21 protein-coding genes are annotated in these 26505 nt (G+C 67.8%); 13 read left to right on the top strand and 8 right to left on the bottom strand.

What is annotated here, in order from left to right; all coding sequences use genetic code 11:
• Positions 1-3: 3 nt before the first annotated feature.
• From D105_RS0111025 to D105_RS0110965, 13 genes are all read left to right on the top strand, one after another.
• Positions 4-1782 carry a SpoIIE family protein phosphatase gene (locus D105_RS0111025; RefSeq protein WP_018878439.1) on the top strand — a complete coding sequence of 593 codons (1779 nt, stop codon included), beginning with the start codon at positions 4-6 and terminating at the stop codon, positions 1780-1782.
• A complete protein-coding gene (locus D105_RS0111020) occupies positions 1779-3938 on the top strand; it encodes a bifunctional diguanylate cyclase/phosphodiesterase (RefSeq protein WP_018878438.1) in 2160 nt (719 codons plus the stop codon). The genes D105_RS0111025 and D105_RS0111020 overlap by 4 nt, the downstream gene beginning before the upstream one ends.
• Before the next feature lie 271 nt (positions 3939-4209).
• A complete protein-coding gene (locus tag D105_RS0111015; RefSeq protein ID WP_018878437.1) occupies positions 4210-4929 on the top strand; it encodes an SDR family NAD(P)-dependent oxidoreductase in 720 nt (239 codons plus the stop codon).
• Positions 4930-5497: 568 nt separating this feature from the next.
• On the top strand, positions 5498-5701 hold the full coding sequence (locus D105_RS0111010) for a cold-shock protein (RefSeq protein WP_018873518.1): 204 nt from the start codon (positions 5498-5500) through the stop codon (positions 5699-5701).
• A 526-nt stretch (positions 5702-6227) separates the two neighbouring features.
• Positions 6228-7808, top strand: a complete 1581-nt coding sequence (gene murJ / locus D105_RS0111005; RefSeq protein WP_018878436.1) for a murein biosynthesis integral membrane protein MurJ — start codon at positions 6228-6230, stop codon at positions 7806-7808.
• A 54-nt stretch (positions 7809-7862) separates the two neighbouring features.
• Positions 7863-8825, top strand: coding sequence for a bifunctional riboflavin kinase/FAD synthetase (locus D105_RS0111000; RefSeq protein WP_018878435.1), 963 nt, complete (start codon positions 7863-7865; stop codon positions 8823-8825).
• 33 nt (positions 8826-8858) lie between these two features.
• On the top strand, positions 8859-11705 hold the full coding sequence (ileS, locus tag D105_RS0110995; protein ID WP_018878434.1) for an isoleucine--tRNA ligase: 2847 nt from the start codon (positions 8859-8861) through the stop codon (positions 11703-11705).
• Complete coding sequence (gene lspA, locus D105_RS0110990) at positions 11705-12208, top strand: signal peptidase II (protein ID WP_018876656.1); 504 nt, start codon at positions 11705-11707, stop codon at positions 12206-12208. The genes ileS and lspA overlap by 1 nt, the downstream gene beginning before the upstream one ends.
• Positions 12209-12222: 14 nt before the next feature.
• Entirely contained in the window at positions 12223-12657 is a 435-nt protein-coding gene (locus tag D105_RS0110985; protein WP_018876657.1) for a peptidylprolyl isomerase, read from the top strand.
• 26 nt (positions 12658-12683) lie between these two features.
• Positions 12684-13634, top strand: a complete 951-nt coding sequence (gene ispH / locus D105_RS0110980; RefSeq protein WP_018866652.1) for a 4-hydroxy-3-methylbut-2-enyl diphosphate reductase — start codon at positions 12684-12686, stop codon at positions 13632-13634.
• 177 nt (positions 13635-13811) lie between these two features.
• Complete coding sequence (gene purU / locus D105_RS0110975; protein ID WP_018878433.1) at positions 13812-14666, top strand: formyltetrahydrofolate deformylase; 855 nt, start codon at positions 13812-13814, stop codon at positions 14664-14666.
• Positions 14667-14776: 110 nt separating this feature from the next.
• Complete coding sequence (locus tag D105_RS0110970) at positions 14777-15622, top strand: S1C family serine protease (protein ID WP_038028714.1); 846 nt, start codon at positions 14777-14779, stop codon at positions 15620-15622.
• Positions 15623-15676: 54 nt separating this feature from the next.
• Positions 15677-16627, top strand: a complete 951-nt coding sequence (locus D105_RS0110965) for a hypothetical protein (protein WP_018878432.1) — start codon at positions 15677-15679, stop codon at positions 16625-16627.
• A 377-nt stretch (positions 16628-17004) separates the two neighbouring features.
• On the opposite strand, the gene D105_RS0110960 is transcribed toward D105_RS0110965, so the two are convergent.
• The 8 genes from D105_RS0110960 to D105_RS0110925 form a co-directional block, all read right to left on the bottom strand.
• The gene (locus tag D105_RS0110960; RefSeq protein ID WP_018878431.1) at positions 17005-18111 is read right to left on the bottom strand and encodes a nucleotidyltransferase family protein; all 1107 of its coding nucleotides are present in this window, start codon (positions 18109-18111) and stop codon (positions 17005-17007) included.
• A complete protein-coding gene (locus tag D105_RS0110955; RefSeq protein ID WP_018876662.1) occupies positions 18108-19013 on the bottom strand; it encodes an HprK-related kinase A in 906 nt (301 codons plus the stop codon). Before D105_RS0110955 ends, D105_RS0110960 begins: the two co-directional genes overlap by 4 nt.
• Positions 19010-19312, bottom strand: coding sequence for an HPr-rel-A system PqqD family peptide chaperone (locus D105_RS0110950; protein WP_018878430.1), 303 nt, complete (start codon positions 19310-19312; stop codon positions 19010-19012). Before D105_RS0110950 ends, D105_RS0110955 begins: the two co-directional genes overlap by 4 nt.
• A gap of 52 nt (positions 19313-19364) precedes the next feature.
• On the bottom strand, positions 19365-20132 hold the full coding sequence (locus tag D105_RS0110945; RefSeq protein ID WP_018878429.1) for a hypothetical protein: 768 nt from the start codon (positions 20130-20132) through the stop codon (positions 19365-19367).
• Positions 20133-20386: 254 nt separating this feature from the next.
• Complete coding sequence (locus D105_RS0110940) at positions 20387-21121, bottom strand: bifunctional 2-polyprenyl-6-hydroxyphenol methylase/3-demethylubiquinol 3-O-methyltransferase UbiG (RefSeq protein WP_018866644.1); 735 nt, start codon at positions 21119-21121, stop codon at positions 20387-20389.
• A gap of 13 nt (positions 21122-21134) precedes the next feature.
• Positions 21135-21857, bottom strand: coding sequence for a GAF domain-containing protein (locus D105_RS0110935; RefSeq protein ID WP_018866643.1), 723 nt, complete (start codon positions 21855-21857; stop codon positions 21135-21137).
• A 165-nt stretch (positions 21858-22022) separates the two neighbouring features.
• Positions 22023-22772: a hypothetical protein gene (locus D105_RS0110930; protein WP_018878428.1), complete on the bottom strand. Its 750-nt coding sequence runs from the start codon at positions 22770-22772 to the stop codon at positions 22023-22025.
• Positions 22773-22978: 206 nt separating this feature from the next.
• The gene (locus tag D105_RS0110925) at positions 22979-26326 is read right to left on the bottom strand and encodes a VanZ family protein (protein ID WP_018878427.1); all 3348 of its coding nucleotides are present in this window, start codon (positions 26324-26326) and stop codon (positions 22979-22981) included.
• Between the last annotated feature and the right edge of the window lie 179 nt (positions 26327-26505).

The raw sequence follows: 26505 nt of genomic DNA, 5'->3' as shown, positions 1-26505 counted from the left end.
CCCGTGGACGACACCGCCCCCGAGCCGCGCTCGACCCCGCCCGGTGACCTGATCTCCGGCGAAGGCCGAGTACTGGTCGCCGACGACGACCCGCACAACCGGCGACTGCTGCGCATGATGCTGGTGGGCGCCGGCTACGAGGTGCGCGAGGCCTCGGATGGCCGGACGGCCCTGCAGGCCTGCCGGGAGCAGGCACCCGACCTGATCCTGATGGACGTGATGATGCCGGAGATGGACGGCTACCAGGCGACGTCCCGGATCAAGGCGGAGATGGGCGCGCACTTCATCCCGGTGATCTTTCTGACCGCGCTGGACGACGAAAACGCGCTGCTGCGGGCGATCGAATCGGGCGGCGACGACTTCCTTAGCAAGCCGCTGAACCTCGCGATCCTGAAGGCCAAGATCCACGCGATGGAGCGCCTGCGCGACCTGCACACTGGCCTGCAAAGCCGCAACGCCGCCCTGCTGCGGGCCCAGGCCCGCCAGGCCTGGGAAGAGGAAACCGCCGAGGGCCTGTTCTCTCGCGCGATCACCCGTCGCAATCGCGGCCTCGACCGGCTGCAGCTCTACCGCCGCGCGGCCTCCACCTTCAGCGGCGATGTGGTGCTGTCGGACTACACGCCGGACGGTGCGCTGCGCGTCCTGGTGGGGGATTTCACCGGCCACGGCCTCAGCGCGGCGATCGGCACCTACCCGGTCAGCGAGACCTTCCACACCCTGACCCAGGCGGGCGTCGACGACCAGGAGCTACTGCACGAACTGAACCACGTGCTGCACGACTTCCTGCCCGCGGCGATGTTCATGGGCGCCCTGCTCGCCACCTTCTCCGCCGACGGAAGCCGCGTCCGGCTGTGGAACGGCGGCATGCCGGACGCCTGGCTTTGCAACACGCGCCAGGACCGGGTCCGGCGCATCCAGTCCCAGGCGATGCCCCTGGGCATCCTCGACCGGCTGGACCTCGACACCGGGGCGCGCAGCTACGAGCTCGACGACGGCGACTGGCTGACGCTGGTCAGCGACGGCGTCCTCGAAGCCACCGACATCGCCGGAACGGCCTTTGGCGAGGACGCGATCTTCCGCCACTGCCAGGCCAGCGAATCGGCCGGGACCGCCTTCGAGCGCATCCGCAAGGCGCTGGATCTCCACTGTGGCGATCAGACCCCCGCCGACGACATGACCCTGGTCACCATCGACTGCAGCCCGGCGGTAGTGACCGAGAGCGAACGACCGCAGAGCCGCGAGCTTCGGGGCACGCTGCGCTGGTCCCTGGAGGCCAGCGACCAGCGCCTGGCCGAAGTCGACCTGGTCGGCGCGGCTCGCAACCAGCTCCGCGAATGGCTGCCGAATCTGGGGGGCGGGCACGCCGAGGCCCTGCAGACCGTGATTGCGGAGCTGTGCAACAACGCCTTCGAACACGGCGTCCTGCGGCTGGACTCCGGCATGAAGGCCACGGTGGAGGGCTTCGAGCAGTACTATCGCCAGCGCGCCGCGGCCCTGAGCGACATCCGCGGCCGGATCGCCCTCTCCCTGCGCTACCGCCCGCTGGATGGTCAGCACTGCATCCGCATCCGCGTGCGCGACAGCGGACCGGGCTTCGACCACCAGCGGATCCAGGAAGCCCTGGAGGGCCGTGGCGACCAGCGCCTGTGGGGGCGCGGACTGACTCTGGTACGCCAGCTGTGCGAACAGGTGCGCTATCACGGCAGCGGCAACCGGGTCGAAGCCGACTACCGCTGGCAAGCGGACCCCGACGCCCAGCGCGAATCCGGCGATACGCCATGACCTACGCCCTGGAGACCCGTCAAAGCCCCGCCCCGCTCGATCTGGTGAACGCGCTGAGCGAGGCGATCCTCTTCGTCACGGCCGACGGCACCGTACGCTACGCCAACCCGGCGGCGGAACGCCTGTTCGGCACCACCGCCTGCAGCCTGGACGGCCGCAATCTGGCCCGCCTGATCACGCCGCGAGACCCGGCCTTCGACCTGCACGAGCGGCTGCGCGAGGCGACCCGGGCAGAGGGCTGGATCCCGCGGCGCGACCCGGTGGACCTGGTCCGCGAGGACGGCCGGCCCCGTCCCGCCCTGATCGACATCGGGACCTGCCAGCACGCCCTAGAGCCGCTGCAGTTCGCGGTCCTGCGCGAACAGCGCGCGGACCGGCCGGACGACACACCGGAGCAGGCCGAACACCTGCGCGAGGCTATCGACCTGCTGACCCATCAGGTGCAGGAACGCATGCGCGCCGAGCAGGCCCTGCAGGACAGCCATCAACGCCTGCTGGCCGCACAGCGTGTGGCCCGCATCGGCCACTGGGACCTGGACCTGGAGACCGACGAGGTCCACCTCTCGCCCGAGGCAAGCAAACTCTTCGGACATGGCGACCAGCCCCGCACCCTGACCCGCGAGGCCCTGGTGCAGGCCACCCATCCGGATGATCGCGCCGCGCTGGCATTCGCCCTGCTGCGCCTGGCCAACGGCCAGACCCACCGCTTCTCCATCCGGCATCGCCTGCTGCTGCCCCACGGCGAAGAACGCTACATGCTGGCCGAAGGCGAACGCGCAGAGGAGACGCCCACGCGCATCCTCGGCATCCACCAGGACCTGACCGAGCGCGAGAAGACTGAACAGGCCCTGTTCAAGCTGGTGAATTTCGACGCCCTGACCGGCCTCCCCAACCGGACCGGGCTGCGCACCCGCCTGCGCGCCACCCTCGACGAGGCCGAGCGCCAGGGGGAACCACTGGCGGTACTGCTGCTGGACATCGACCGCTTCACCTCGATCAACAGCACCCTGGGACACGACACCGGGGACGCCCTGCTGAACGCACTGGCACAACGGCTGCAGCATCAGTTGCAGCCACGCGACACCCTCGCACGACTGGCCGCGGACGAATTCGCCCTGGTCCTGACCGCGATCGCGGACCCGGCCGAGGCCCGTGATCGCGCGCAGGCCATCCTGCAACACTGCGCCGAGCCGTTCGCCCTGGGGGATGGCCAGCATGTGGCGACGATCAGTGCCGGCGTCAGCCTGTTCCCGCAGGATGCACGGGGCAAGGACGACCTGCTGCGCCATGCCACCAGCGCCCTGCACGATGCCAAGAACGCCGGCGGCAACACCTGTCGCTTCTACACGCAGAGGCTGAACACCCAGGCGCGCGAGCAACTGGAACTGGAGCAGGGGCTGCGCACCGCGCTGCGCCAGAGCGAGTTCGAGCTCCACTATCAGCCGCAGACTGGCCTGAATCGGGGTGACACGGTCGGCATCGAGGCCCTGATCCGCTGGCGCCACCCGGAGCGCGGGATGATCTCGCCGGCGGATTTCATCCCGCTGGCGGAACAGACCGGGCTGATCGTGCCGATCGGCGACTGGGTGCTGCGCACCGCCACGCAACAACTGGTGGAATGGGACCTCAAGGGCCTGCCGGCGCTACGCCTGGCGATCAACCTCTCTGCGCGCCAGTTCGCCGACCCCAACCTGCCCGAGCGCATCCTCGAGACGCTTCAGGCAGCCGGGCTCGCCCCCGAGCGCCTGGAGGTGGAGGTCACCGAGAGTGTCCTGGTCGAGGACATCGACGCGGCCGCGGCCATACTCCAGCGCCTGGTGCATCTCGGGGTGTCGGTGGCGATCGACGACTTTGGCACCGGACAATCATCCCTGCGCTACCTGCGGCGGCTGCCGCTGACCACGCTGAAGATCGACCGCGAGTTCACCTGGGGCATCGGCAACGACCCGGACGACGAGGCCATCACCCGCGCCATCATCGGCCTGGGCAAGACCCTCAAACTGCGGGTGCTGGCCGAAGGCGTAGAGACCGAGGAGCAGCACCGCTTCCTGCGCGAGATGGGCTGCGACGAGATCCAGGGCTTCCTGCTCGGCCGCCCGATGCCGGCCGCCGACCTCGAACGCCAGTGGCGCGAACGTCCCCGTACGCCGGGGTAGTCCTTCTTAATTCACCACGAAGCACACGAAGGCACGAAGAAGGGCAAGGGCGATTCACAGGAAGACGGGAAGTCTGGAAGGATTTTGGTGGGTACTGGATGGGCGGCCGAGGCACATCCGAGATGTCCGGCAAAGCACTCGTGCTTCATCCCATATCCCTCTTCCGGTCTTCGCATCTTCCTGTGCAAACGCTCTTGACTTGGCCCTTCTTCGTGTCTTCGTGTGCTTCGTGGTAGACAATCCGCACATTCAGAACCTGAAGGAGAGCGATATGCAGGACGGCCGTTTTGGTTCGGCGCTCGTGACCGGCAACTCCAGCGGGCTGGGCCTGGGGCTGACCCGGGTACTGCTGGAACAGGGCGCAAACGTCTATGGCATGAGCCGTCGCGGCTGCCCCGAGGCCGGGGTCAGCGGTGACGAGCGGGTGGACCTCGGCGACTTCACCGCCACCGGGGCCGCGATGGAACGCCTGCTGCAGGGCGTGGACTCGCTGGACCTGGTGGTGCTCAACGCGGGACTGTTGGGCCACATGCAGCGCATGCAGGACGCGCCGATGGACGAGCTACGCCTGCTCATGGACGTGAACACCTTCGCCAACAAGGTGATCCTCGACGCGCTGCTGAAGCACCGCGTGCGGGTTGGCCAGATCATCGCCATCTCCTCCGGCGCCTCGGTCTCCGGACATGCCGGCTGGAGCGGCTACTCGCTCTCCAAGGCGGCGCTGAACATGATGATGCAGCTCTACGCCCACGAATTCCCGGAAGAGACGGCGATCAACGCCTTCGCCCCGGGCCTGGTGGATACTGCGATGCAGGACTACCTGTGCGACGAGGCCGACCGCGAGAGCTTTCCGGTCCTCCAGCGCCTGAAGGCCGCGCGCGGCACCCGCGACATGCCCAACCCCGAGGACGCCGCCCGCGTCATCCTCGACGTCCTGCCCCGCCTGCACCAGACCACCCGCGGCAGCTTCGTCGACATCCGCCAGCTCTGATCTGTCGCCCCTTTTTGTCACCACGAAGCTCACGAAGGCACGAAGAAGGGCAGGGTCAAGGGCAATCGCACCACAGAGGCCACGGAGGACACGGAGGAAAGCAACAGATTCCCCGGGGGGCAGGAGGTGTTGAGCGCAGCGAAACGCATCGGGGGCGGGCCGCTCCACGGGATCGATGCGTTTCGCTGCGCCCATCTGCATCCCACCCGCTACAAAACCGCCCCCGCCTTTCTCCGTGTCCTCCGTGCTCTCTGTGTGCTCTGTGGTGAAAATGCCTTTGCCCTTCTTCGTGCCTTCGTGAGCTTCGTGGTCAATCCGCTTTTGACCTGGCCCTGCCTCGTGGAGCCGCGGCTGCCCCACCGGCGTGCGGAAAATCGGCGCTGCAGCGCCAAAAAAAGTTCATGGAGGGGCGTTGGATTTCGCCGGGGATGCGGCGTATAGTCGGAGACGTGATTCGTGGTTGAGCGGCAACACTAGGAAGTTTCTAGTTTCTGAACCAGTGCTCCCGTTGATCTGTTGGCAGCATGCCGCGAACACATTTGTTAGTTACATGAAGAGGTTACAAGTTGTGAATACTGGTGTTGTGAAGTGGTTCAACGAGAGCAAGGGTTTCGGTTTCATCACCCCCGATGATGGCGGCAAGGACGTGTTCGTCCATTTCTCCGCGATCAACGGTTCGGGTTTCAAGACCCTGGCCGAAGGCCAGAAGGTCTCCTTTGAGATCCAGGAAACCGCCAAGGGCCTCGCCGCCGGCGAAGTGACCGCCATCTAAGGCGCCACTCCCATGGCTGACGGCTCCTTCACTGGACCGTCCAAGAAGGCCGCCTCCGGGCGGCCTTTTTCGTGCCCGGCATTCTGATCTCACCACCTGTATTCACCACGAAGCACACGAAGGCACGAAGAAGGGCAAAGGCATTTTCACCACAGAGCACACAGAGACCACGGAGACCACGGAGAAAGCTGCAAAGACTTGAGGTGGATACCGGCTCGGAAGCGGCAGGATGCGATGAACGATGCGAAACGCATCGACGCTGGGCCGTCCGTTGGGATTGATGCGATTCGCTGCGCTCATCCACGCCCCTACCAAACGAACCCTCTTTCTCTCCGTGTCCTCTGTGCCCTCCGTGGTGCAAGCGCCCTTGACCTTGACCTTCTTCGTGCCTTCGTGCCCTTCGTGCCCTTCGTGGTGAAATCGCTTTTCACCTGGTCTTTCGTCGCGGGCTTCGTGGCGAAGGCAGCAGTCCGGCGCGGGTGATTCAAGTACACTGCGGGGCTTTCCCGTCGGCCGCCCGCACGCGATGAACCGCCTGTTCCGCTCCACCGCCGTTGTCAGTGGCATGACCATGATCTCCCGGATCATGGGCTATCTGCGCGACATGGTGCTGGCGGTCACCTTCGGCGCCGGCCCCGCGACCGACGCCTTCTTCGTCGCCTTTCGCATCCCCAACTTCCTGCGCCGGCTGTTCGCCGAGGGCGCCTTCAACCAGGCCTTCGTGCCGGTTTTCGCCGAGTTTCGCGAGAAGCGCGGGCGCGAAGCCCTGCGCGATCTGCTGGATCACACCGCCGGCACCCTGATGACCGTGGTGACCGTGGTGACCCTGATCGGGGTCCTGGCGGCACCGGCGCTGATCTGGGTATTCGCCCCGGGCCTGGGCACCCAGGAGGCCGGGCGCGAGGATCTGGCCGCCACCATGCTGCGGATCACCTTCCCGTACCTGCTGTTCATCTCGCTGACCGCGATGGCGGCCGGCATCCTCAACAGCATCGGGCGTTTCGCGGTGCCCGCCTTCACCCCGGTGTTCCTGAATCTGGCGCTGATCGGCGCGGCGCTGTGGCTGGCGCCGATGTTCGAAGAACCGATCATGGCCCTGGCCTGGGGCGTGTTCATCGCCGGGGCCCTGCAACTCGCCTTCCAGATCCCGTTCCTGTGGCGCGCGGGACTGCTGCCCCGCCCCCGCTTCCGGCGCGCCCACGAGGGGGTTCGCCGGATCGTGAAGCTGATGCTGCCGGCGATCCTCGGGACCTCGGTGGTGCAGATCAACCTGCTGGTGGACACCCTGATCGCCTCGTTTCTGGTCGCAGGGTCGATCTCCTGGCTGTACTTCGGCGACCGCTTCGTGGAGCTGCCGCTGGCGCTGTTCGGGATCGCCATCGGCACGGTGATCCTTCCGCGCCTGGCGCGCCAGTACAACCAGGCCGACCCGGCCGCGTTCGGCCGTACGCTGGACTGGGCCCTGCGCCTGGCGATGCTGGTGGCGCTGCCGTCCATGGTCGGACTGGTGGTGCTGGCGGTGCCGATCCTGGCCACGCTGATCCAGTACCAGGCCTTCACCCAGTTCGACACCTACATGACCGCGATGGCGCTGGCCGCCTACGCCCTGGGCCTGCCCGGGTTCATCCTGATCAAGGTCCTGGCACCCGGCTTCTTCGCCCGCCAGGACACGAAGACCCCGGTCAAGATCGCGATCATCGCCATGCTCTGGAACATGGTGCTGAACGGGGCCTTCGTGCTGCCGTGGTATCTCTCCGGTATGCCGGGGGCGCATGCCGGGCTGGCGCTCGCCACCTCGGCCTCCGCCTACATCAACGCCGGGCTGCTCTATCGCGGGCTGATCCGCGAGGGCATCTACCAGCCGGGCCCGGGCCTGCGCCGGCTGCGGCTCGGGCTGCCGCTGGGCCTGGCCGCGATGATCGGCGTGCTGGCCTGGCTCTCGCCCGAGTTCGGCCAGTGGACCGAGTGGTCCATCGATACACGCCTTATGGCGCTCGCGGGTCTGATTCTGGCCGGGACCGCCACGCTCGCCGCCACGCTGTGGCTGGCCGGGCTGCGCCCGCGTCACCTGTTGCTGCGCGAGTCCACGGAAGGCGCGGATCAATGATGCCCGGGGTGGCCCCGGCGGGTTATACTCGCGGTTTTGCGCGGGATCGGGGCGATGCGGCTGATTCGCGGCCTGGGGCCGGCCGACAGCAAGGCGTTCGAGGCGGCCGGCCTGCACGGCGCGGTGGTGACCATTGGCAACTTTGATGGTCTCCATCGTGGTCATCAGGCTGTTCTGGGGCGCCTGCTCGAGGCGGCGCAGGATCGCCAGGCGCCGGCGCTCCTGATGACCTTCGAACCGCTGCCGCGCGAGTACTTTGGCGCGCGGACCCAGGCCCCGGCTCCGCCCGGGCGCCTGCAGCGGCTGCGCGACCGCCTGGTCACCCTGGGCGACAGCGCCCTGGATGCCGCCTGGATCCTGCGCTTCGACGCGCACCTGGCCGGGCTGTCGGCGAACGCCTTCATGGAGGAGGTCCTGCACCAGCGGCTGGGGGCGCGGCACGTCTTGGTCGGGGACGACTTCCGCTTCGGACGCGGCCGCGAGGGCGACCAGGCCGCGCTGCAGACCGCCGGCCGACGCCTCGGTTTCACTGTGGAGTCCACCCCGACGGTGCGGGACGCCGAGGGCCGTATCAGCAGCACGCGGGTGCGCGCCGCGGCCGTCGCCGGGGACTTCGCCCGGGTGACCGAGCTGCTCGGCCGGCCCTACCGCCTGCACGGTCGGGTCGCGCATGGCGAGAAGCGCGGGCGCACCATCGGCTTCCCCACCGCGAACCTGCGCCTGGGGCCCTGGCCGCTGGCGCTGCGCGGGGTGTACTCCGGCTGGCTGCGACGCGCCTCCGGCGAGTCCCTGCCGGCGGTCGCCAATATCGGCTGGCGCCCGACCGTGGACGGCACCGAACAGCGCCTGGAGGCCCACGTGCTCGAGGGCCAGCCCGACCTGTACGGCGAGGCCGTGTGCTTCGAGCCGGTCGCGCAGGTGCGCGGCGAACAACGCTTCGAGGGCCTGGAGGCGCTGCGCGCACAGATCGCGCGCGACGTCGACACGGCCCGCATGCAACTCTCCGAACTCGACTGAAACCGGCCCGCAGGGCCGATCCGGAACTCGCTCATGGCACGCAAACCGGCACCGCCGAATCCCTACAAGGACACCCTCAACCTGCCCGAGACGGCCTTCCCCATGCGCGCCGGCCTGGCGACGCGGGAGCCCGAATGGCTGGAGGCCTGGAAGGCCGAGGACCGCTACCAGCGCCTGCGCGAGCACTGTGCCGGGCGGCCGCGCTTCGTGCTGGCGGACGGCCCGCCCTACGCCAACGGCTCGATCCATGTCGGCCACGCGGTCAACAAGATCCTCAAGGACGTGATCGTGAAAAGCCGCACCCTGGCCGGCTTTGATGCGCCCTACGTGCCGGGCTGGGACTGCCACGGCCTGCCGATCGAGCTGAAGGTGGAACAGAACCTGGGCAAGGCCGGGCGCGACGTGGATGCCGCGACCTTCCGCAAGGCCTGCCGCGAATACGCCCAGGAGCAGGTGGACGGCCAGAGTGCGGACTTCCAGCGCCTGGGCGTACTGGGCGACTGGGACCACCCCTACCTGACCATGAACTACCAGGTGGAGGCCGATACCGTTCGCGCGCTGGGCACGATCTTCAAGCGCGGCCACGTGCAGATGGGCGAGAAGCCGGTGCACTGGTGCGTGGACTGCGGCTCGGCCCTGGCCGAGGCCGAGGTCGAGTACGAGGACAAGATCTCGCAGGCGATCGACGTGCGCTTCCGCGTGGTCGACGACATCGACTTCCTGCGCCGCTTCGACGGCATCGACGGCTCGCGCGGCCCGATCAGCGTGGTCATCTGGACCACCACGCCGTGGACCCTGCCGGCCAACCAGGCGGTCGCCCTGCACCCGGAGCTGGACTACGCCCTGGTGGAGCTGGAGCACGAGCGCATCCTGCTGGCGGAGGACCTGGTCGAGGACTGCCTGGCCCGCTATTCGCTGGGCGAGGGCCGGATCGTCGCCCGCGCCAAGGGCCAGGCGCTGGAAGGCCTGATGCTGCGCCACCCGTTCCTGGACCGCGAAGTCCCGCTGATCCTGGGCGACCACGTGACCACCGAGACCGGTACCGGCGCGGTGCACACCGCCCCCGGCCACGGCCAGGAGGACTACGCGGTCGGGTTGCAGTACAGCCTGCCGGTGGAAAACCCGGTGGGCCCGGACGGGCGCTTCCTGCCGGACACCCCGCATTTCGCCGGCGAGAACGTGCACCAGGCCAACGGCCATGTGATCGACGTACTGAAGGAACACGGCGCGCTGATCGTGGCAGTGAAGTTCGAGCACAGCTATCCGCACTGCTGGCGCCACAAGACGCCGATCATCTTCCGCGCGACCCCGCAGTGGTTCATCAGCATGGACCGCGCCGAGCTGCGCGCGGATGCGCTCAAGGCGATCGCCGACACCCGGTGGATGCCGAGCTGGGGCCAGGCCCGCATCCACGGCATGGTGGTCAACCGTCCGGACTGGTGCATCTCGCGCCAGCGTAACTGGGGCGTGCCGATCCCGTTCTTCGTGCACAAGGAAACCAACCGCCTGCACCCGCACACCGCGGAGTTGGTCGAGGCAGTCGCGCAGCGCATCGAGCAGGAAGGCATCGAGGCGTGGTTCCAGCTGGACCCGAAGGAGTTGCTGGGCGACAAGGCCGACGACTACGTGAAGCTGAACGACACCCTCGACGTCTGGTTCGACTCCGGCGTGCTGCACTCCACGGTGGTGGAGAAGCGCCCGGAACTGGGCGGACTGCCGGTGGACCTGTTCCTGGAAGGCTCCGACCAGCACCGCGGCTGGTTCCAGTCCAGCCTGCTGACCAGCGTGGCCATGCGCGGCGCGGCGCCGTACAAGGCGGTGCTGACCCACGGCTTCACCGTGGACGAGAAGGGCGAGAAGATGTCCAAGTCGCGCGGCAACGTGGTCGCGCCGCAGGAGGTCGTCTCCACCCTGGGCGCGGATATCCTGCGCCTGTGGGTCGCGGCCACCGACTTCTCCGGCGAGATGGCGATCTCCAAGGACATCCTCGATCGCACCGCCGATGCCTACCGCCGCATCCGCAACACCACGCGCTTCCTGCTGGGCAACCTCAACGGCTTCGAGCCGGCCGAGCACGCCCTGCCGCTGGACGATCTGCTGCCGCTGGATCGCTGGATCGTCGCCCGCGCGCTGCAGGTACAGGGCCAGGTCACCAAGGCCTATGACGACTACCTGTTCCACCAGATCTACCAGCGGGTACACAACTTCTGCTCGGTGGAGCTGGGCAGCTTCTACCTGGACGTGATCAAGGATCGCCAGTACACCACGCAGGCGGATTCGCACGCCCGGCGCTCGGCGCAGACCGCGCTGTACCACGTGGCCGAGGCCCTGACCCGCTGGGTGGCTCCGATCCTGACCTTTACCGCCGAAGAGATCTGGGAGCTGCTGCCCGGCGAGCGGCCGGACAGCGTGCTGTTCGCCACCTGGTACGAGGGACTGGCCCCGCTGCCGGAGGACGCGACGTTCTCCGACGGTGACTGGGACCGCATCCTGGAGGTGCGCACCCACGTCGCCCGCGCGCTGGAACTGGCGCGCAACGAACAGGGCATCGGCGCCTCGCTGAATGCCGAGATCGACCTGCATCTGCCGGCCGACTCCGCGACGCGCGCGCTGCTGGAGCGCCTGGGCGACGAGCTGCGCTTCGTGTTGATCACCTCCGAGGCCCGTCTGGCCGAGGGCGCCGCCCCGGAAGGCGCGCATACCGCCGAACTGACAGACGGGACAGCGCTGGGCGTGGTGGTGCACAAGAGCGAACAGCCCAAGTGCGTGCGCTGCTGGCACCGCCGTCCGGATGTCGGCGAGCACGCGCAACACCCGGAACTGTGCGGGCGCTGCGTCAGCAACGTGGAAGGCCCGGGCGAGACCCGGCACTTCGCCTGATGCAACTGCGGGGTTCCGGTCTGGGCCCGGGGCTGCTGATCGCGGCCGCGATCGTGGTCGCGGACCAGGTCACCAAGATCTGGGCGGAACACGCGCTGACGCTGTTCGCCCCGGTCGAGGTGACGAGCTTCTTCAATCTGTCGCTGGTCTACAACCCCGGTGCGGCCTTCAGCTTCCTGGCCGGCGCCGGGGACTGGGGCCGCTGGCTGCTGACCGGCATCGCCGTGGTGATCGGGCTGCTGATCATCGGCTGGCTGGCCCGCCTGCCGCGCCGGGCGTGGTGGTCGGTGACGGCCCTGGGCCTGGTACTGGGCGGGGCCGTGGGCAACCTGATCGACCGCGTGCGCTATGGCGCGGTGGTGGATTTTCTCGACTTTCACTGGGCGGGCTATCACTGGCCGGCCTTCAACGTGGCGGACATGGCCATCGTGGTGGGGGCGATCACGCTGATCGTGGCGACCTTCATCGAGGGTGACCACAGCCATTCCGAAGACAAGCACTGAACACGGGAGCACGCATGACCACGGCCACCAAGGGCGCGCACATCGAGATGCACTATCGCCTGATCCTCGAAAACGGCTTTGTAGTGGACGGGACCGGCGACGAACCCATTACCCTGGAGATCGGCTCCGGCGAGATCCTGCCCGGCCTGGAGGATCTGCTGGTCGGGCTGGAGGCCGGCGACCACCGGGAATTTGCGATCGAGGCCGGCGTCATGTTCCCGTTCCGGGATCAGGCGGCGGTGCAACGCATGCCGCGCTCGCAGTTCCCGGATGACCTGCCGCTGGAAGTGGACTACATCTACGAGTTCAACAGCCCCTCCGGCGAGGCCGTGCCCGGCCGCATCGAAGCGGTGGAGGACGACACCGTGACGGTGGATTTCAACCACCCGCTGGCGGGGCAACACTTCACCTTCGAGGTGGATGTGGTATCCGTACGGGAGCCACAATAGGTCGCGACCGACCGCAGGAGAACACCATGAGTATCCAGGCCCAGCTCGCCAATCCGCGCGGTTTCTGCGCCGGGGTGGAACGCGCCATCGAGATCGTGGAACGCGCCCTGGAGATCTACGGCGCGCCGCTGTACGTGCGCCACGAGGTGGTGCACAACCGCCACGTGGTCGGCCGCCTGACGGATGCGGGCGTGCGCTTCGTCGAGGAACTGAGCGAAGTGCCCGACGGCCAGGTGGTGATCTTCTCAGCGCACGGCGTGCCGCGCCGCGTGCAGCAGGAGGCCGAGGATCGCGGCCTGACCGTGTTCGATGCCACCTGCCCGCTGGTCACCAAGGTCCATCTGGAGGTGGCGCGCTACGCCCGCGAGGGTCGCGAGGTCGTACTGATCGGCCACGCCGGGCACCCCGAGGTCGAGGGCACCATGGGCCAGTTCGACGACTCCCGGGGCGGCTGCATGATGCTGGTCGAGACCATCGCGGACGTCGAGAATCTGGAGGTTGCGAACCCGGACCGTCTGGCCTTCGTCTCCCAGACCACGCTGTCGATGGACGACACCGCCGGCATCATCGATGCCCTTACCGCGCGCTTCCCGAAGATCGAGGGCCCGCGCAAGATGGACATCTGCTACGCCACCCAGAACCGTCAGGATGCGGTGAAGGACCTGGCGAAGCAGTGCGACCTGCTGCTGGTGGTCGGCTCGAAGAACAGCTCGAACTCCAACCGCCTGAGCGAGATCGGCGCCCGCATGGGCGTAGCCTCCTACCTGGTGGACGGTGCCGCCGACATCGACCCCGCCTGGCTGGAGGGCAAGAGCCGCATCGGCGTCACCGCCGGCGCCTCGGCCCCGGAGGTCCTGGTCAACGAGGTGCTCGACTTCCTGCGCGGGCACGGCGTCGATACCGTCTCCGAACTCGCCGGCCGCGAAGAGACCATCACCTTCTCCATCCCCTCCGGCCTGCGCCGCGAATCCGCCTGAAAGGGCGATCTACAGGAAGACAAGAAGATTTGAAGAAAATTGGATTGGGGCGCGCCGGACACACCCGCCGTTGCTGGCATATCCCCGAACGTCAGGGGTGCCGCACTCAAAAAAATCCTTCCTGTCTTCCCGACTTCCTGTTAACCGCCCGTGACCTGATTCAGGACTCCAAACGACATGGATGATCGACCGCGTTTTCGGCTGAGTATTCGCTGCCCGGATCAGCACGGGATCGTCGCGCGCATCGCCAACGCGATCGCCAACACCGATGGCTGGATCACCGAGGCCGCACAACACACCGATGCCGAGGCCGGCTGGTTCTTCATGCGCTGGGTATTCTCGCTGCCCGTCGATGCCGAGCCCGCCCTGCGCGAACGCCTGGACGAGCTGGCCCTCGATCTCGGCATGGACTGGTGGCTGGCGGGCGCCGAAACGCGACCACGTGTGGTCCTGATGGTCTCGCGCGAGCCGCACTGCCTCAGCGACCTGCTGGCCCGCTGGAGCAACGGCGAACTGCCGATGGAGATCCCGGCGATCCTCTCCAACCATCGTGACCTGGAGCCGCTGGCCCGGTGCTACGGCATCCCGTTCGAGCACATCCCCGTGCCGCGCGAGGACCGCGAGACCGCCTTCGCTACCCTGCAGGCGCGACTCGCCGAACTCGCGCCCGACGCCATCGTACTGGCGCGCTACATGCAGATCCTGCCGCCCGCGCTGTGCGACGAATACCCCGAACGCATCCTGAACATCCACCACAGCTTCCTGCCGTCGTTCGTCGGCGCACGGCCCTACCACCAGGCCTTCGCCCGCGGCGTTAAGCTGATCGGTGCGACCTGCCACTACGTCACCGAGGACCTCGACGCCGGCCCGATCATCGAACAGGACGTCACCCGCATCCGCCATGACGACGGCGTGCAGGACCTGATCCGCAAGGGCCGCGACGTCGAACGATGGGTCCTCGCCCGCGGCCTGCGCTACCACCTCGAAGGCCGCGTCCTCACCCACGGCAACAAGACCATCGTCTTCAACTGAACATTCGGCTTAACGCCTCCGCCGGCCACTACCCGCGTCACCTAACGCACTGCCACCACGATCGGAGACGCCTGGCCTAGACTTGGACCATCAACCGGCGGGGGTGGCCCATGAACAATACGACGAGCACGCGATCCGGCCTCTTGTCACCGGCCTCTGCGCCATGCACCCGCCCGCGCAAATGGCGGACGCTGAAGGCCCTGGCCGCGGCCAGTCTTCTGGCCCTTCTGGTCGTCCAGCCCCCGGCCGCGGCCGATGCGCTGCCCGACACCATCGAGCGCGTCAAACCCTCGGTGGTCAGCATCGCCACCCACCAGCCCGCGCGCAGCCCCCGGGCCCATTACCTCGCCACCGGCTTTGCGGTTGGCGACGGTAGTCTGATCGTCACCAATCACCATGTGATCCCGACGTCCCTGGATCACGAGAACCGCGAACAACTCGTGGTGGTCAGCGGCGAAGGCCGTGACACCTCCATCCACAGCGCGGAACTGGTGGCCCATTCGGCGGACGACGACCTGGCCCTGCTGCGGATTGCCGGGCCCCCGCTGCCACCCCTGCAGCTGGGATCCTCCGATGCCGTGCGGGAAGGCGAACAACTGGCCTTTACCGGCTTCCCGATCGGCATGGTCCTGGGCACCTATCCCGCGACCCATCGCGCGAGCGTGGCGGCGCGCACCCCCATGGCGATCACCGCCCGGCGCTCGAGCGAACTGAGCGAGGCGCGCATCCGGCAACTGCGGGCCGGCGCACCCATGGTGTTTCAGCTGGATGCCACCGCCTACCCCGGCAACAGCGGTAGCCCCGTCTACCGGATCGACAGCGGCGAAGTCGTCGGCGTGATCAATCAGGTCTTCGTCCAGGGCGGACGCGAGGCGGCGGTCGGCCACCCCAGCGGGATCAGCTACGCGGTGCCAGCGGACCGGATTCGTCCGCTGCTGGCAAACGCCCGGGAGTAACCCATCGACGCCCGCACACGTCACGGCAGGCCCTGCCCGGTAGAACGCACGCCCATGGCCGCGCCCCCTCTCGACGCCCCCCGCGTCTTTCGTCAGATCCACATCGACGTGGCGCGCAACGCCACCGATGACTTCAATCCGTTCCATGACGGCGACAAGTGGATGCGGATCCGCGGCAACCCGTTTGGCGGCCCGATTGTGCTGGGCTTTCAACTGGAATGCCTCGCCGAGGCCCTGATCACGCAGGTACGCCAGGCGGAGGGCGACAGCGGGAACATCCGCGAACGGCCATTCCGGAACTACCAGTTCACCTTTGCCGGGGCCCTGCGCCCGGACGAGGCCCTGACCACCGTGGTCAAGCCCACGAACCGGCGCATGGACGAGGCGGGACGGCCGCAACTGTCGAACCGCATCGCGATGCGCACATCCGGCGGTCTGGTGCTGCTGGGACACGTGCGCGACACGGCCACCCCCCGCGCGCTGCCGGACGCGGCACTGCCCCTGCCCGCGGGGTTCGACCTCGACCGGCTCGAGGACCGCCGCGAACTGCCGGACAACGGGTGGTTCCACAAGCGCAAGTTCATGACCAACAGCAACGCGAAGAATCTGCTGTCGGGTTCGCTCGTGCGCCAGGCGGACTACTTCGACGAGCTGGAGGACCGGGTCAACTTTCCCGACATGTTTCCGGCATCCCTGATCTCCTGCGCGCTGCTGGAGAAGGCCCATGCCGATGGCCACGATTTCTATCGCGACCCCATGATCTATACCGCGCATCACATCAGCGTCGACCAGCGTCTGGCGCGCGCCCTGCGCAGCGCCGATGCCCTGCATATGCTGGTGAGCCCGGCCGAACACGTGGACACCTCGGATCGCGGCCTGGCCGGCTCCGGGATGGCACAGCAGCGCTACCGCTGCCTCGGCCTGGTGGCCGGCCCACGCGTCCTGTTTCGCGCCGAGCTGCTCCTGGCACCCCTAAGCGTAGAGGCGGACCCCGCTACCGGGTAAAGGCCCGCTGGTCGGGTAGACGGGCGGCGGTCGAGCTGCGGGTTCGGGAGCGCGCGGACCTCAGGGAGACGCTGATTGAATCGCACGTCCGCGTTGGTGCCCCCCGGTTCTTCGAGACAAAGCGTTCCGAGACAAGGCGCGTCGTGCAGCGGGTAGTGGTTCTACCCGCAAGCGGCGCAACGCAGGATCGGGGAACTTGGGGTGCCAACCCCACAAGCTAGTGAAAGTCGGGGCTCGGCCGCCCGTTGTTGATCAAAAACGGGCGCGGGAACGGCGTTGCGGTTCCCTTGTGCAGAATGACTGCACCGCAGTCACCGCGCCTTGTTCGCACGCAAAAGCGACTCGAGCGCGGACGTGCGATTCAATCAGCGTCTCCCTCAGGGTTCGGGCCGTTCCCGCTTCCCCTTGCGCTGGTCCTTGACCGCCTTGCGCACCAGATGAGGCAGGAGCAGGTGGAGCGGCATGCGCAGGTAATGGGAACGCACGTACAACAGCCAGCGCGCGGCGCCGGACCCGACGCCATCGCAGCTCCAGTGATGGGGTATCAGGCCGCGACGGAACAGCCCGTCCATCAGCCCACGCAGAGGCGCCGACGGGCGCGCGCGGGCCAGGGCCGCGAAGGCCGAATCGGGCACGGGGGTCTGCAGGAATTCGCGGCCATAGCGCAGGGCGTAGAAGAGCGGGCGTGCCAGATCCATCTCGAAGGCGCGCGCCGTCAGCCGCTCCCAGAAACCCGGATCCTCGGCCACAAAGTACCGCAGCAGCGCATCCAGATCGGCCAGGTCCCGCAGCCCGTTCTCCAGCTCGCCGTCGTGGAACAGGTGCGTCGCGCTGTGCAGGACCATGTCCACCGGAGCCGGGATATACACACCCGGATAGTCGTCGAGCGGCAGCGCCGCCTGCCACAGAAGATCCGGGTCGGGATGCAGCCGCGCGGTCGGCGGCAGGATGGTGTGGTGCACGTCCAGCACGCTCTTGCGCTGGATATGCGTGAGCGGCGGCAGTTCGTGCATCCACTGGCGGTAGTACCGCTGGTCATAGGCATCGTAGCCCTCGCAGACCCAACCCTGGACAAACAGGTGCTGCTCCGCCTGCTCAATCCGCGCCTGCGGGACGAGGATGTCGACATCGGAGAACTGACGCCCCGGGGCGCAGGGCAAGCCTGCCATGACATAGGCAGCGCCCTTGAGCAGCATCACCGGGATCGCCTCGGGCGCCAGGGCCTCGTGGATCCGCGCCACCTCCCAGCGGACCATGGCGTGCTGACGGTCCGCCAGGACCCGGGCCGCGTGCAGGTGCCGTCGCGGCGCCGGTGGCACCTCGGGCAGTGTCCCGGCCTCCTCGATCAATGCATGCAGCCGCCCTTCCAGGGAGGCCACCCGCGCCACCCGCACCAGCAGGTCCCAGTCCGCCAGCGAAAGCCTCCCGGCCGACTCCGGAGTGCCCAGGACCGCGAGCAGTTGCGTCAGCACGGAGGATGTCACGCGCCCCCCGCGGTCAGGTCGTTCAGCAGCCCCAGGGTGGCATCCAGATCCGCGTACTCGAGCTCGAGGCACGCACTCTGCTCGATCAGGTCGGCCGCGGCCTCGAAGCCCGCGGCCCCCACCACGCTGTAGTTGAACGACGACCCGACCAGCCGCTGCAGGGCCACGGCCCGGTCCAGCGGCGCAAGGTGGTCACGGCCCCCCGCGGCAAAACGCGGGAAGACCAGCCAGGCCGGTCGCGCCGGGTCGTGCATCTTCTGAATACTCGCATCCGGCGGTCTCAGATGCGCCACGGTCCCCTTGCTGGTGTCATGCGAGGCGGGCCCGATGACCGCCTGCGGGTAGCGCTCGCGGATCAGGTCAATGGCTGCATTCTTCAGGCTGACCGGGCGCGGCAGGGCCACCAGCTGCCCGTCCGTCAGGGAAAGCAGGGCGAATTCGTCCGACAGCAGGCGCCAGCCGGACAGGGTCAGCGCGGCGGTCAGCGTGCTCTTCCCCGCCCCCGGCTCGCCCGGCATCACCAGCGCCCGACCGTTACGTTCCAGCACCGCCGCGTGGATCATCAGGAAGTCGTGGGCGTGCTGGGCAATGCACCAGTTCAGTCCCCACTCGAACAGCGGGTAGGCGTGGGCCAGCGGGAGGGGGCGAAACGGTGATCGACCGTCGAGGAAGAATCGCGCCTGCGGGCGCCAGAGCCAGTGCAGACCGGAGGCCCGTGCGAGCGTGATGTGAAAATCGGCAAACGCCGCCTGTTCCGGCGGCAGCAACTGCCGGTCGTAGAACAGGGCCAGCGCGCGTTCGACCCGGTCCAGCCGCGAACGCAGCCGGACCACGAACGGGCCCACCTGAAGGGCCACCCCGGCGCCGCGCAGCCCCGCGCGCAGGTCTTCTGGGGCTGTCACGCGTCCCGCGAGTCCGCCGGATCACAGATCAGGTGATGCTCCCGCAACTGACTCAGGCCGGCCTGCATCGCATCCTCCAGCTCCCCCTCGGCGGCTTCGTAACGCTGTTCAAGGTACTCGAACAGGGCCGTCGGCGTCATCGGCCCCTCTTGCAGGGCCTGGAAGAGCTCGGTGAGGGGCGGTTGCAGCACGTGTGTCTCGCCACAGCGCTGATCATAGACGACCACGGATTCGCCCCACGCCCGCACGTGAGCGACCGGCAGCGAAATCAGTTCGAGGGGTTCTTCGGGAACGGACAAGTGCGCCTCGTTTACCGTGCGGCCAGGCGTACCCGGGGCAGCGCCCCGCAGGTCAGCGATTGCCCTTCTGGTTGGACGTGGTGGTCCGCACCTCTACGCATACGCCCAGTTCGTTGCGCGAGTATCCATCCTCGCAGTCGCCCTGGCTGTTGATTGGGCAGAAGCGCTCGTTCATGTAGACGAAGACGTTCTTCACGGCCGTGTACTTGTCCGCGTCATCGCGGGCCATGGAATAGGCCTTCACCACCTCATCCACCGAGGCGCCAAAGTCGATCGAGGTGCAGGCCGCGTTCAGGACCGCCCCCACCGCATGCCAGTCCAGCGAGCCACTGCACACGCCACTGGCCTGCAGCACCTCCATCAGCGACGGCGAGCCACTCAGACACTCCGGTTTGTAGCCGAACACCGACTCGAAGGAGGTCGCGCCACCGGGATGCACCGTCGCATCGAAGCTGCGGCACTGGTTGCCCGGTGGATTGGTCTTGTGGCAGGTCCCCGGCGAGTAGCCGGTGCAGTCCCAGGCGAACCAGTTGTTCTTCCAGAAGCCCGGCGTGCAGCCATCGCCCTCGGTGCACTCGTGGTCGATATTGGAGACGTTGGCGGAGAAGATATTGCCCGACAGCGAGCACTGGCCCTGCGCACCCCAGACCGACTTGGCGGGGAGGGACACCAGCATCGCGCCACCCAGGCCGGCGGTGGTCAGACGGCGGCGGGTCCGGCTGCGCGGGCCGGCTGAAGCCTCGTCCCGATCCACGGGGCTGCCGGACGGATCCTCGCCCTCCGGGCCATGGCTGTGGTTCTGATCGTGTTCGTCGCTCATTCTTGCCTGCTCCAGGTCCGTCCCCGGCGTCACGCCGTTCGCGCCAGGGCACCCGCCTCCACCCGCACCGGGGGAATTTCGGGGCACACTGCAATCAGACGCTTTCTACCAAGAGTTAGCAAGCGCAATGCCACTCCATCGAATAACGGGTAACTCACTGATATCGAGGGCCGCCTCACCAGACCTCGAGTTCGCAAGGGAGCTCGTCGCCGCCAAGTGCAAAATTTCCCGACAGGGGCCGGACGACTGGCGCATCACGCCCTGCGCAAGCGCAGAATGAACGAATGGCTCAGCCATGCCCCGGCGACCGGCACCGTCTGCAGCACGCCACGGGTGGCCCGGTTCTCCAGCAGTGGCTGCAGGCGCGCGAGACGCCCGGGTGCCAGCGGCAACCAGTCCAGTTCCAGCGCCACCAGACCCTCGGCCTCGGCGGTGGCACGCAGGGCGGCGGGATCGTCGTAGCGCAAATGCGGCGGCCGGCCCCGGCGATGGCGCCGCCACTCCCGAAGCGCCGTGGGCAGACACCGCAGGTTCAGCGCATCGACCCAGGCCTCGCCACCGGGACGCAGGACCCGCCGGATCTCGGCCAGTGCCGGCGCAGGCTCCGACAACGCCTGCATTACGCCAAAACAGAGTACCCCGTCGAACGCGGCCTCCGGCAGCGGAAGATGCTGGATATCCGCCGCCAGCCACGGGATCGCCGGATCGCTGCGATCCCTCGCCTTCGCCAGGGACGGGTTGGAGTAGTCCAGCCCCCACACCGCATGACCCTGCGCATGCAGCATTCGCGTGTAGGTACCCGCGCCACAGCCGATATCGAGCCAGCGTCCGGGCGCATGGGCCGCGTCCCGCCAGAGACGCTCGAACTGCCGCACGCGGCTGTTCAGGCCAGTCGGCGTCCAGCCGGCGATCCCGGCGTCATCCTCCAGGCTCGCCCCGCGTTCGAGGAAACGCTGGCGCCAGCGGCGCTCGAATCCGGCGTCCTTCATGGCACCCTCGCCGTCATTGCCGCCCCTCGCTCACCTGGCCGATCAGTTCGGTCGCGGCCGTCAGCACATGATCGCGGGAAAACCCGGCGCGGCTCATCTCGTCGTACAGCGTGCGCGCGAGCAACCGGGCAACGCGCTCCGGTGCGTGGGTAATGGGCCCCGTCGCCGCTCCCGGCTGACGGGCCAGCGCCATTTGCGTGAAACTGGTGCGCAGCAGCCCCTTCAGCCGATGGACCAGTACGGACTTGGCCACCACCAGCGCCAGGATCGACGCCATGCGCAGATCCTCCTGCGTCAGCCGCCGCTGATCACGCGGGGAATCAATATTGATCACGCCGATCACTTCGCCATCGAGCAGCACCGGCACCGCGATCACGTCGACCGCCTCCACCTCGTGGCAACGGCGGGCGTCGCCGGCAAATTCGGAATGGTGGAGATCGTTGATCAGGAGCCCTTTGCCGGATGCGGCGACCTGTCCCGCGATGCCGGTCCCGAAACGCTGGGACTCCCCGTAGGCCTGCGGCACAAGCGCCCCCTGGTGCGCCTCGACCCGGAGGCGTGGTTCGCCGGTCTCGGGATCCTGTTTGACCAGCATGATCGAGCAATGCCGGCAGTCCATTGCGTGGCCCACCAGGACGGTCAACTGGTGCAGCCCCTTCTCCATGGACTCGGCTTCTTCAACAAACCGGGCCAGCTCGAGCAGGTGCTCGTCAAACGCCTCGAAGGCCTTGTTCATCTCCCGGGATCCAAGGAAGGTCGGTCAAACGAGAGTAGCAGCGGGATTTCCCGACAGGTACCCGCCCCGGGCCATGCCGTCTGCGCGACCGTGAGCCCGACACGAAAAACCCCCGGTCTGGCGAAAGCCAGCACCGGGGGTTGCCAGGGGCAGACTAGGCCGGTGTCAGGCCTTGCCAGCGCCGGGGCGCCTGCGGCCCACACCCCAGGCCATCAGCGCGAGCATCCCCAGGCCCGTGCCCAGCATCCACGCACTGCCCGGCTCCGACACCGCGGTCGGATCGCCCACCTGGACGTTGATCCAGGTTTCCGCCACCGGACGGGCAACGCTCTGCGTGGTTTGCAGTTCGAGAGACTGGCTAAACGCGGCTAGCCCGAAGCTGTAGATGCCCTCCGCGAAGGGGTCGAACGGGTCATTCCCTTGTGAACCCGCCAGGGTGTTCACCCAGTCGAAGCCGAGATTCTGCGAGCCCTGCGTAACGCCCTCCAGGCTTCCCAGCTGCAACGTGCTGATCTGGCCGGGCACGGTCTCGAAATACAGCTCGAAAGTCAGCGGCGCGCCTGTCATGAAACCGGCGCCGGGATCGATGTAGAAATTGAAGTTCCACAACGACAGACCGGACCCGAAATCCGAGTCGTAGGTCGGGTCGCTGATGCCGGGCTGCGCGAAAAACGTGCCCGCGCCGTCGTTGGTGACCTCGGGCGAACCGAAACGCTGCGCCGCGGAGAGGCCCAGCCGGCCGGGGGCCTCCGCCGTCTCGAACGGGGTTTGGGCAACGGAATCGTTGGGGATGCCACTCCCTCCGAAATCAGCTTCCGGCAACGCGCCAAAGAACTGGTAGGTCGGATCGACCGTCGCAGCGTGGGCGGAGACTGACAGGAGCGCCAGCGGTACGATCAGAAGTGCCTTTTTCATGGGTCGCGTCCCTTGGTCGGTGTTCCGAGGCATTGGCCCGACCCGCAAGCAATCACGATGCCACCCGCGATAGGCCGCTGTTTTTTAACAACACGCTCCGGGTGTTCCGTCACCGATACACACCACGCACCTGGCTGCGTAAAAAAATCGGACACCCCACCGACCGTCCATCCGTTCAGGCCTGTCGAATAATCCAGACACTGTGTTCAACCGGCACCCTTCGGGTCTGAACCGGCCGGCATCCGGACCCGAGTCCGGCTTTCTTCCTCGACGTGCATGATGGCGGAGGCCACCCCCAGCAACAGCACCAGATAGAACAACAGCGCGATACGCGGCGAGAAGAACAGCGTACTGAACAGGCCAATCGTCAATGCCCCCGCCAGCGCGGCCGCCATGGCCAGCGCCACTGCATCGCCCCTCAGCCCGCGCCGTACCAGCAGGGTCAGAGCGGCCAGTGTCAGCCAGACGAAGGCGACCAGGCCCAGCCAGCCCTGGTCGAAATAGAGCTCCAGCCACTGGTTCTCGACCCTCCAGGGCCAGAGGTGATCCGTGGTGAAATACCAGTGACGCCCCAGATGCCGGAAGTCGCCGTTTGCCACGTACTCGCGACCGTCCAGGCCCCGGAGCTGAACGTTGTAAAATTCGACGACAGACTGCTGCCGTGCATCGACCGCCAGTGACAGCACCAGCCCGCGCTGGAACGGCCATGGGCGGGACCCCATCGGATCGAGATCGAAGGTCCACTCAACCGTCTGGCGCGCGTCCCCCTCCAGTTGCACCCCTTCGCTGCGACAGGCGAACGAATGGCGGATGGGCTTCTCGCAGAGGAACAGACGAAAACCCGCGGGTCGGGCGCTGGCCGCCTCAACCGTCACGCGATAGACACCCTCCCGCGGCAGGTCCACCCGCTGATTGACGAACAGCGAATCGCCGCCGCCCAGCTGCAGGCGCGGCTCACCCTCTTCGCGGGTAAACGCAAGGTTGCCGGGCAGGCGCCCGTCGCGGTTCCCGGTGCGATAGTGCTCGGGGAAACTGCCGACGCCTCGACCCAACAGGGGAGCCAGAGGCCCGCCACCGGGCAATTCGAGCGCGGCCTGCCAGTGATCCACGCGACTGCCGAAGTCGCGCTCGATCTGACCCAGACGCTGTTCGGCGAATCCGCCCAGGGTCGTGCCCGCAATCAGGGCGATCGCTGCGGCCGACAACAGCACGCCGATCAGCGCCCCGCCGCGTGCCCGCATGCGCCCCTGCAGCGCCGCCAGCAATACCCCGCCGGCGAGGACCACCACCGCCACGACCAGCCCCAGATACCCGCCGCGGGAGTACGTCATGGCCACTGCATAGGCCGTCCCCACCGCCAGCGCAGCCGCCCCGGCGAGCATCAGGCCGGGGCGCTGCCTCCAGAACCAGATCAGGGCCAGTGGAAAGGCCAGCACCAGAAAGCTCTCGATACTGGGGCCACCGGCCTGCATCTCCGAGAACAGGCCGGAGAGCCGGTAGCCGCTGTCGAAATCCAGCAGCCCGGGGTAGGTGATCCGTTCCCGCACCACGAAGGCCAGCTGCGCCAGCAGGGCCAGGGCCACGCCCGGGAGAAACCAGCGTGTCACCTGCTCCCGGACCGGAATGGGCGCCACGCGCAACACCGCCAGCAGCACCACCGCCCACAGCAGTCCCTTGGCCACCCGCAGCGCATTCCATTCGTGGGCAAAGTGCACCGCTGCGCCGGGATTCCAGCCTCCGGGCGGCCACAGGGCCAGCGCCAGGCCGATCAGGGTGGAGACGACCAGCAGCCCCAGTGGCCAGCAAATCCCGCGCGGCAGCAGCGATACGCCCGCATGCAGCGCATGGGGCCCTCGCCACAGGGCCACGGCCAGGGTCATCAACAGGAACAGATCCAGCTCGGAGACAAACAGACGCCCGTGGTAGAGGGTCAAGTCCAGCGTGGCCAGCACAACCGGGATCACGACCAGCCAGGCCTGCGGACGCCAGGCCAGCAATACGGCGTAGACCAGCAACCCCGCAGCCAGCGCGACTGGCGCCACCGGCCAGGTCACCGCCGCCAGTACGGCCACCAAAGCCAGGAGGCCACCAAGGGCCTGACGGAACCGCTGCAGAGAGCCCACGACCGGGCCTGGATCACCCGGCCCCGGGACAACACTCCGGGGCTCGTGTCGCGACGCGACGGCCGGTTGCCCGACACCCGCGACGCTCGCGCGTTCCAGCCACTGCAGCGAGGCGGCCATGAACCCGGCCGCCAGCCCGGCCAGGACCAGGCTGGCCGGGTCCGGGCGGGCACCGTCCACAAACAGCTTGGCGGCCTCGACCGCCAGTGCCAGCACCGCCCCCGCGACGACGGCCAGCAGGTTCAACGCGGCCGGTTGCAGTGGATGACGCAACTGCCAGAGCCAGACCAGCATCCCCAGAGGCGCGTACATGGCCAGGTGCAGCGCGGTACTGCGCAGGGCGTGGATCTCGTCCACGTGGTAGTGGTAGTAGAACGGCCACAGGTTCAGGTCGGCCCACTGGGCACGGACCGCCTCCCCGTCGGCGTGAAACGCACCGAAGCCGTGGTTGAGTGCGACCAGCAGCAAGGCATAGGCGACAGCGCCGGTCACAAGCAACGGGGTGGCGAACTGCTGCAGCGTCCGGATCACGCCATGGGGATGCGCGGGCAGGCGCCGGAACAGGACGAGGCCGATCCCCATCCCCAGTGCCCGCAGCAGCACGGAACGTCCTTCGGCAATCCCCGACAGAGTCGCCAGATTCAACAGCTCCAGCAGGCCCGCCAGCAGCAGGGCCAGGGGAATCCCGGCCCCTAGCAGCGAAGCTCCGCGCCGCTGCAGCCAAAGCGCCAGGAGCAAGCCCACCGGTACACTGACCACCACCTCCAGCGTCAGCCAGCTGATACAGCGGAGACCACCCGTGCAGGCGCCGGCCGCCACCCACCAGCCCCAGGCATCCGATGCCAACCGGGCCCGCAACTCGTCCGCGGCCAGTACAAAGTCAAAGGGGACGAAGCCAATCAGCACGTAGAGCACGGCATAGACCACCAGACCGGCGGTCAGGGTCTGCGCACCCGCGCCTTCCAGCACCTGCCGCCAGCGCACCAGCGGATCGCGCAGGGCCAGCCAGACGAGCGAACCGGCCACGGCCCCGGAAAAGTTACCGGCAATATCGGCGCCCGCGGGGTGCCGATAGGGCAGCCAGACCTGCAGGAACTCCACGCTCGCCGTAACCGCCAGCCCCAGGGCTGCCACGAAGGTGAACACCGCAAAGGCCGTCAGCCGGTTGCGGCGGCCATGGGTCAGCCACGCGGTCCAGAAGAACCCCAGCGGCAGGAACATCAGGGCATTGGCCATGAACTGCTGGCGGCCGCTGGTCCCGGGGCCGGTCAGGCTCATGCCACGGTAGATCTCCCAGGCACGCTCCAGACTCACCGAGCCGAATTCGAACGGCAGCAGCGTCAGGTAGATCGCCGCCCCCAGCGACAGCCAGGCCCACAGCGCACAGGTGCGCAGCGACAGAGGTTCCACAGCGGCGGCCGGCGGGCTCATCGAAGGGTGGGGGAAACGCCGATCCAGGGATGTATTCCGCCACGCGCCGCCCATGGACGCACAGCGGGCGCAGCACCGCCGCCGTCAGGCTGTACGGTGGAAACCATGGGGCAACAACGCGGAGGGATGCATGCTTAGGCGTCTCCCGGGACGAAGGGCGTCCCGCCACTTTAAACCTG

This window comes from Thioalkalivibrio sp. ALE28, assembly GCF_000377425.1.
In the GTDB taxonomy this organism is placed as follows: Bacteria; Pseudomonadota; Gammaproteobacteria; order Ectothiorhodospirales; family Ectothiorhodospiraceae; genus Thioalkalivibrio.
Note: the sequence above shows the minus strand (reverse complement) of the source record. Positions and strands in the feature narration are given on the sequence as shown.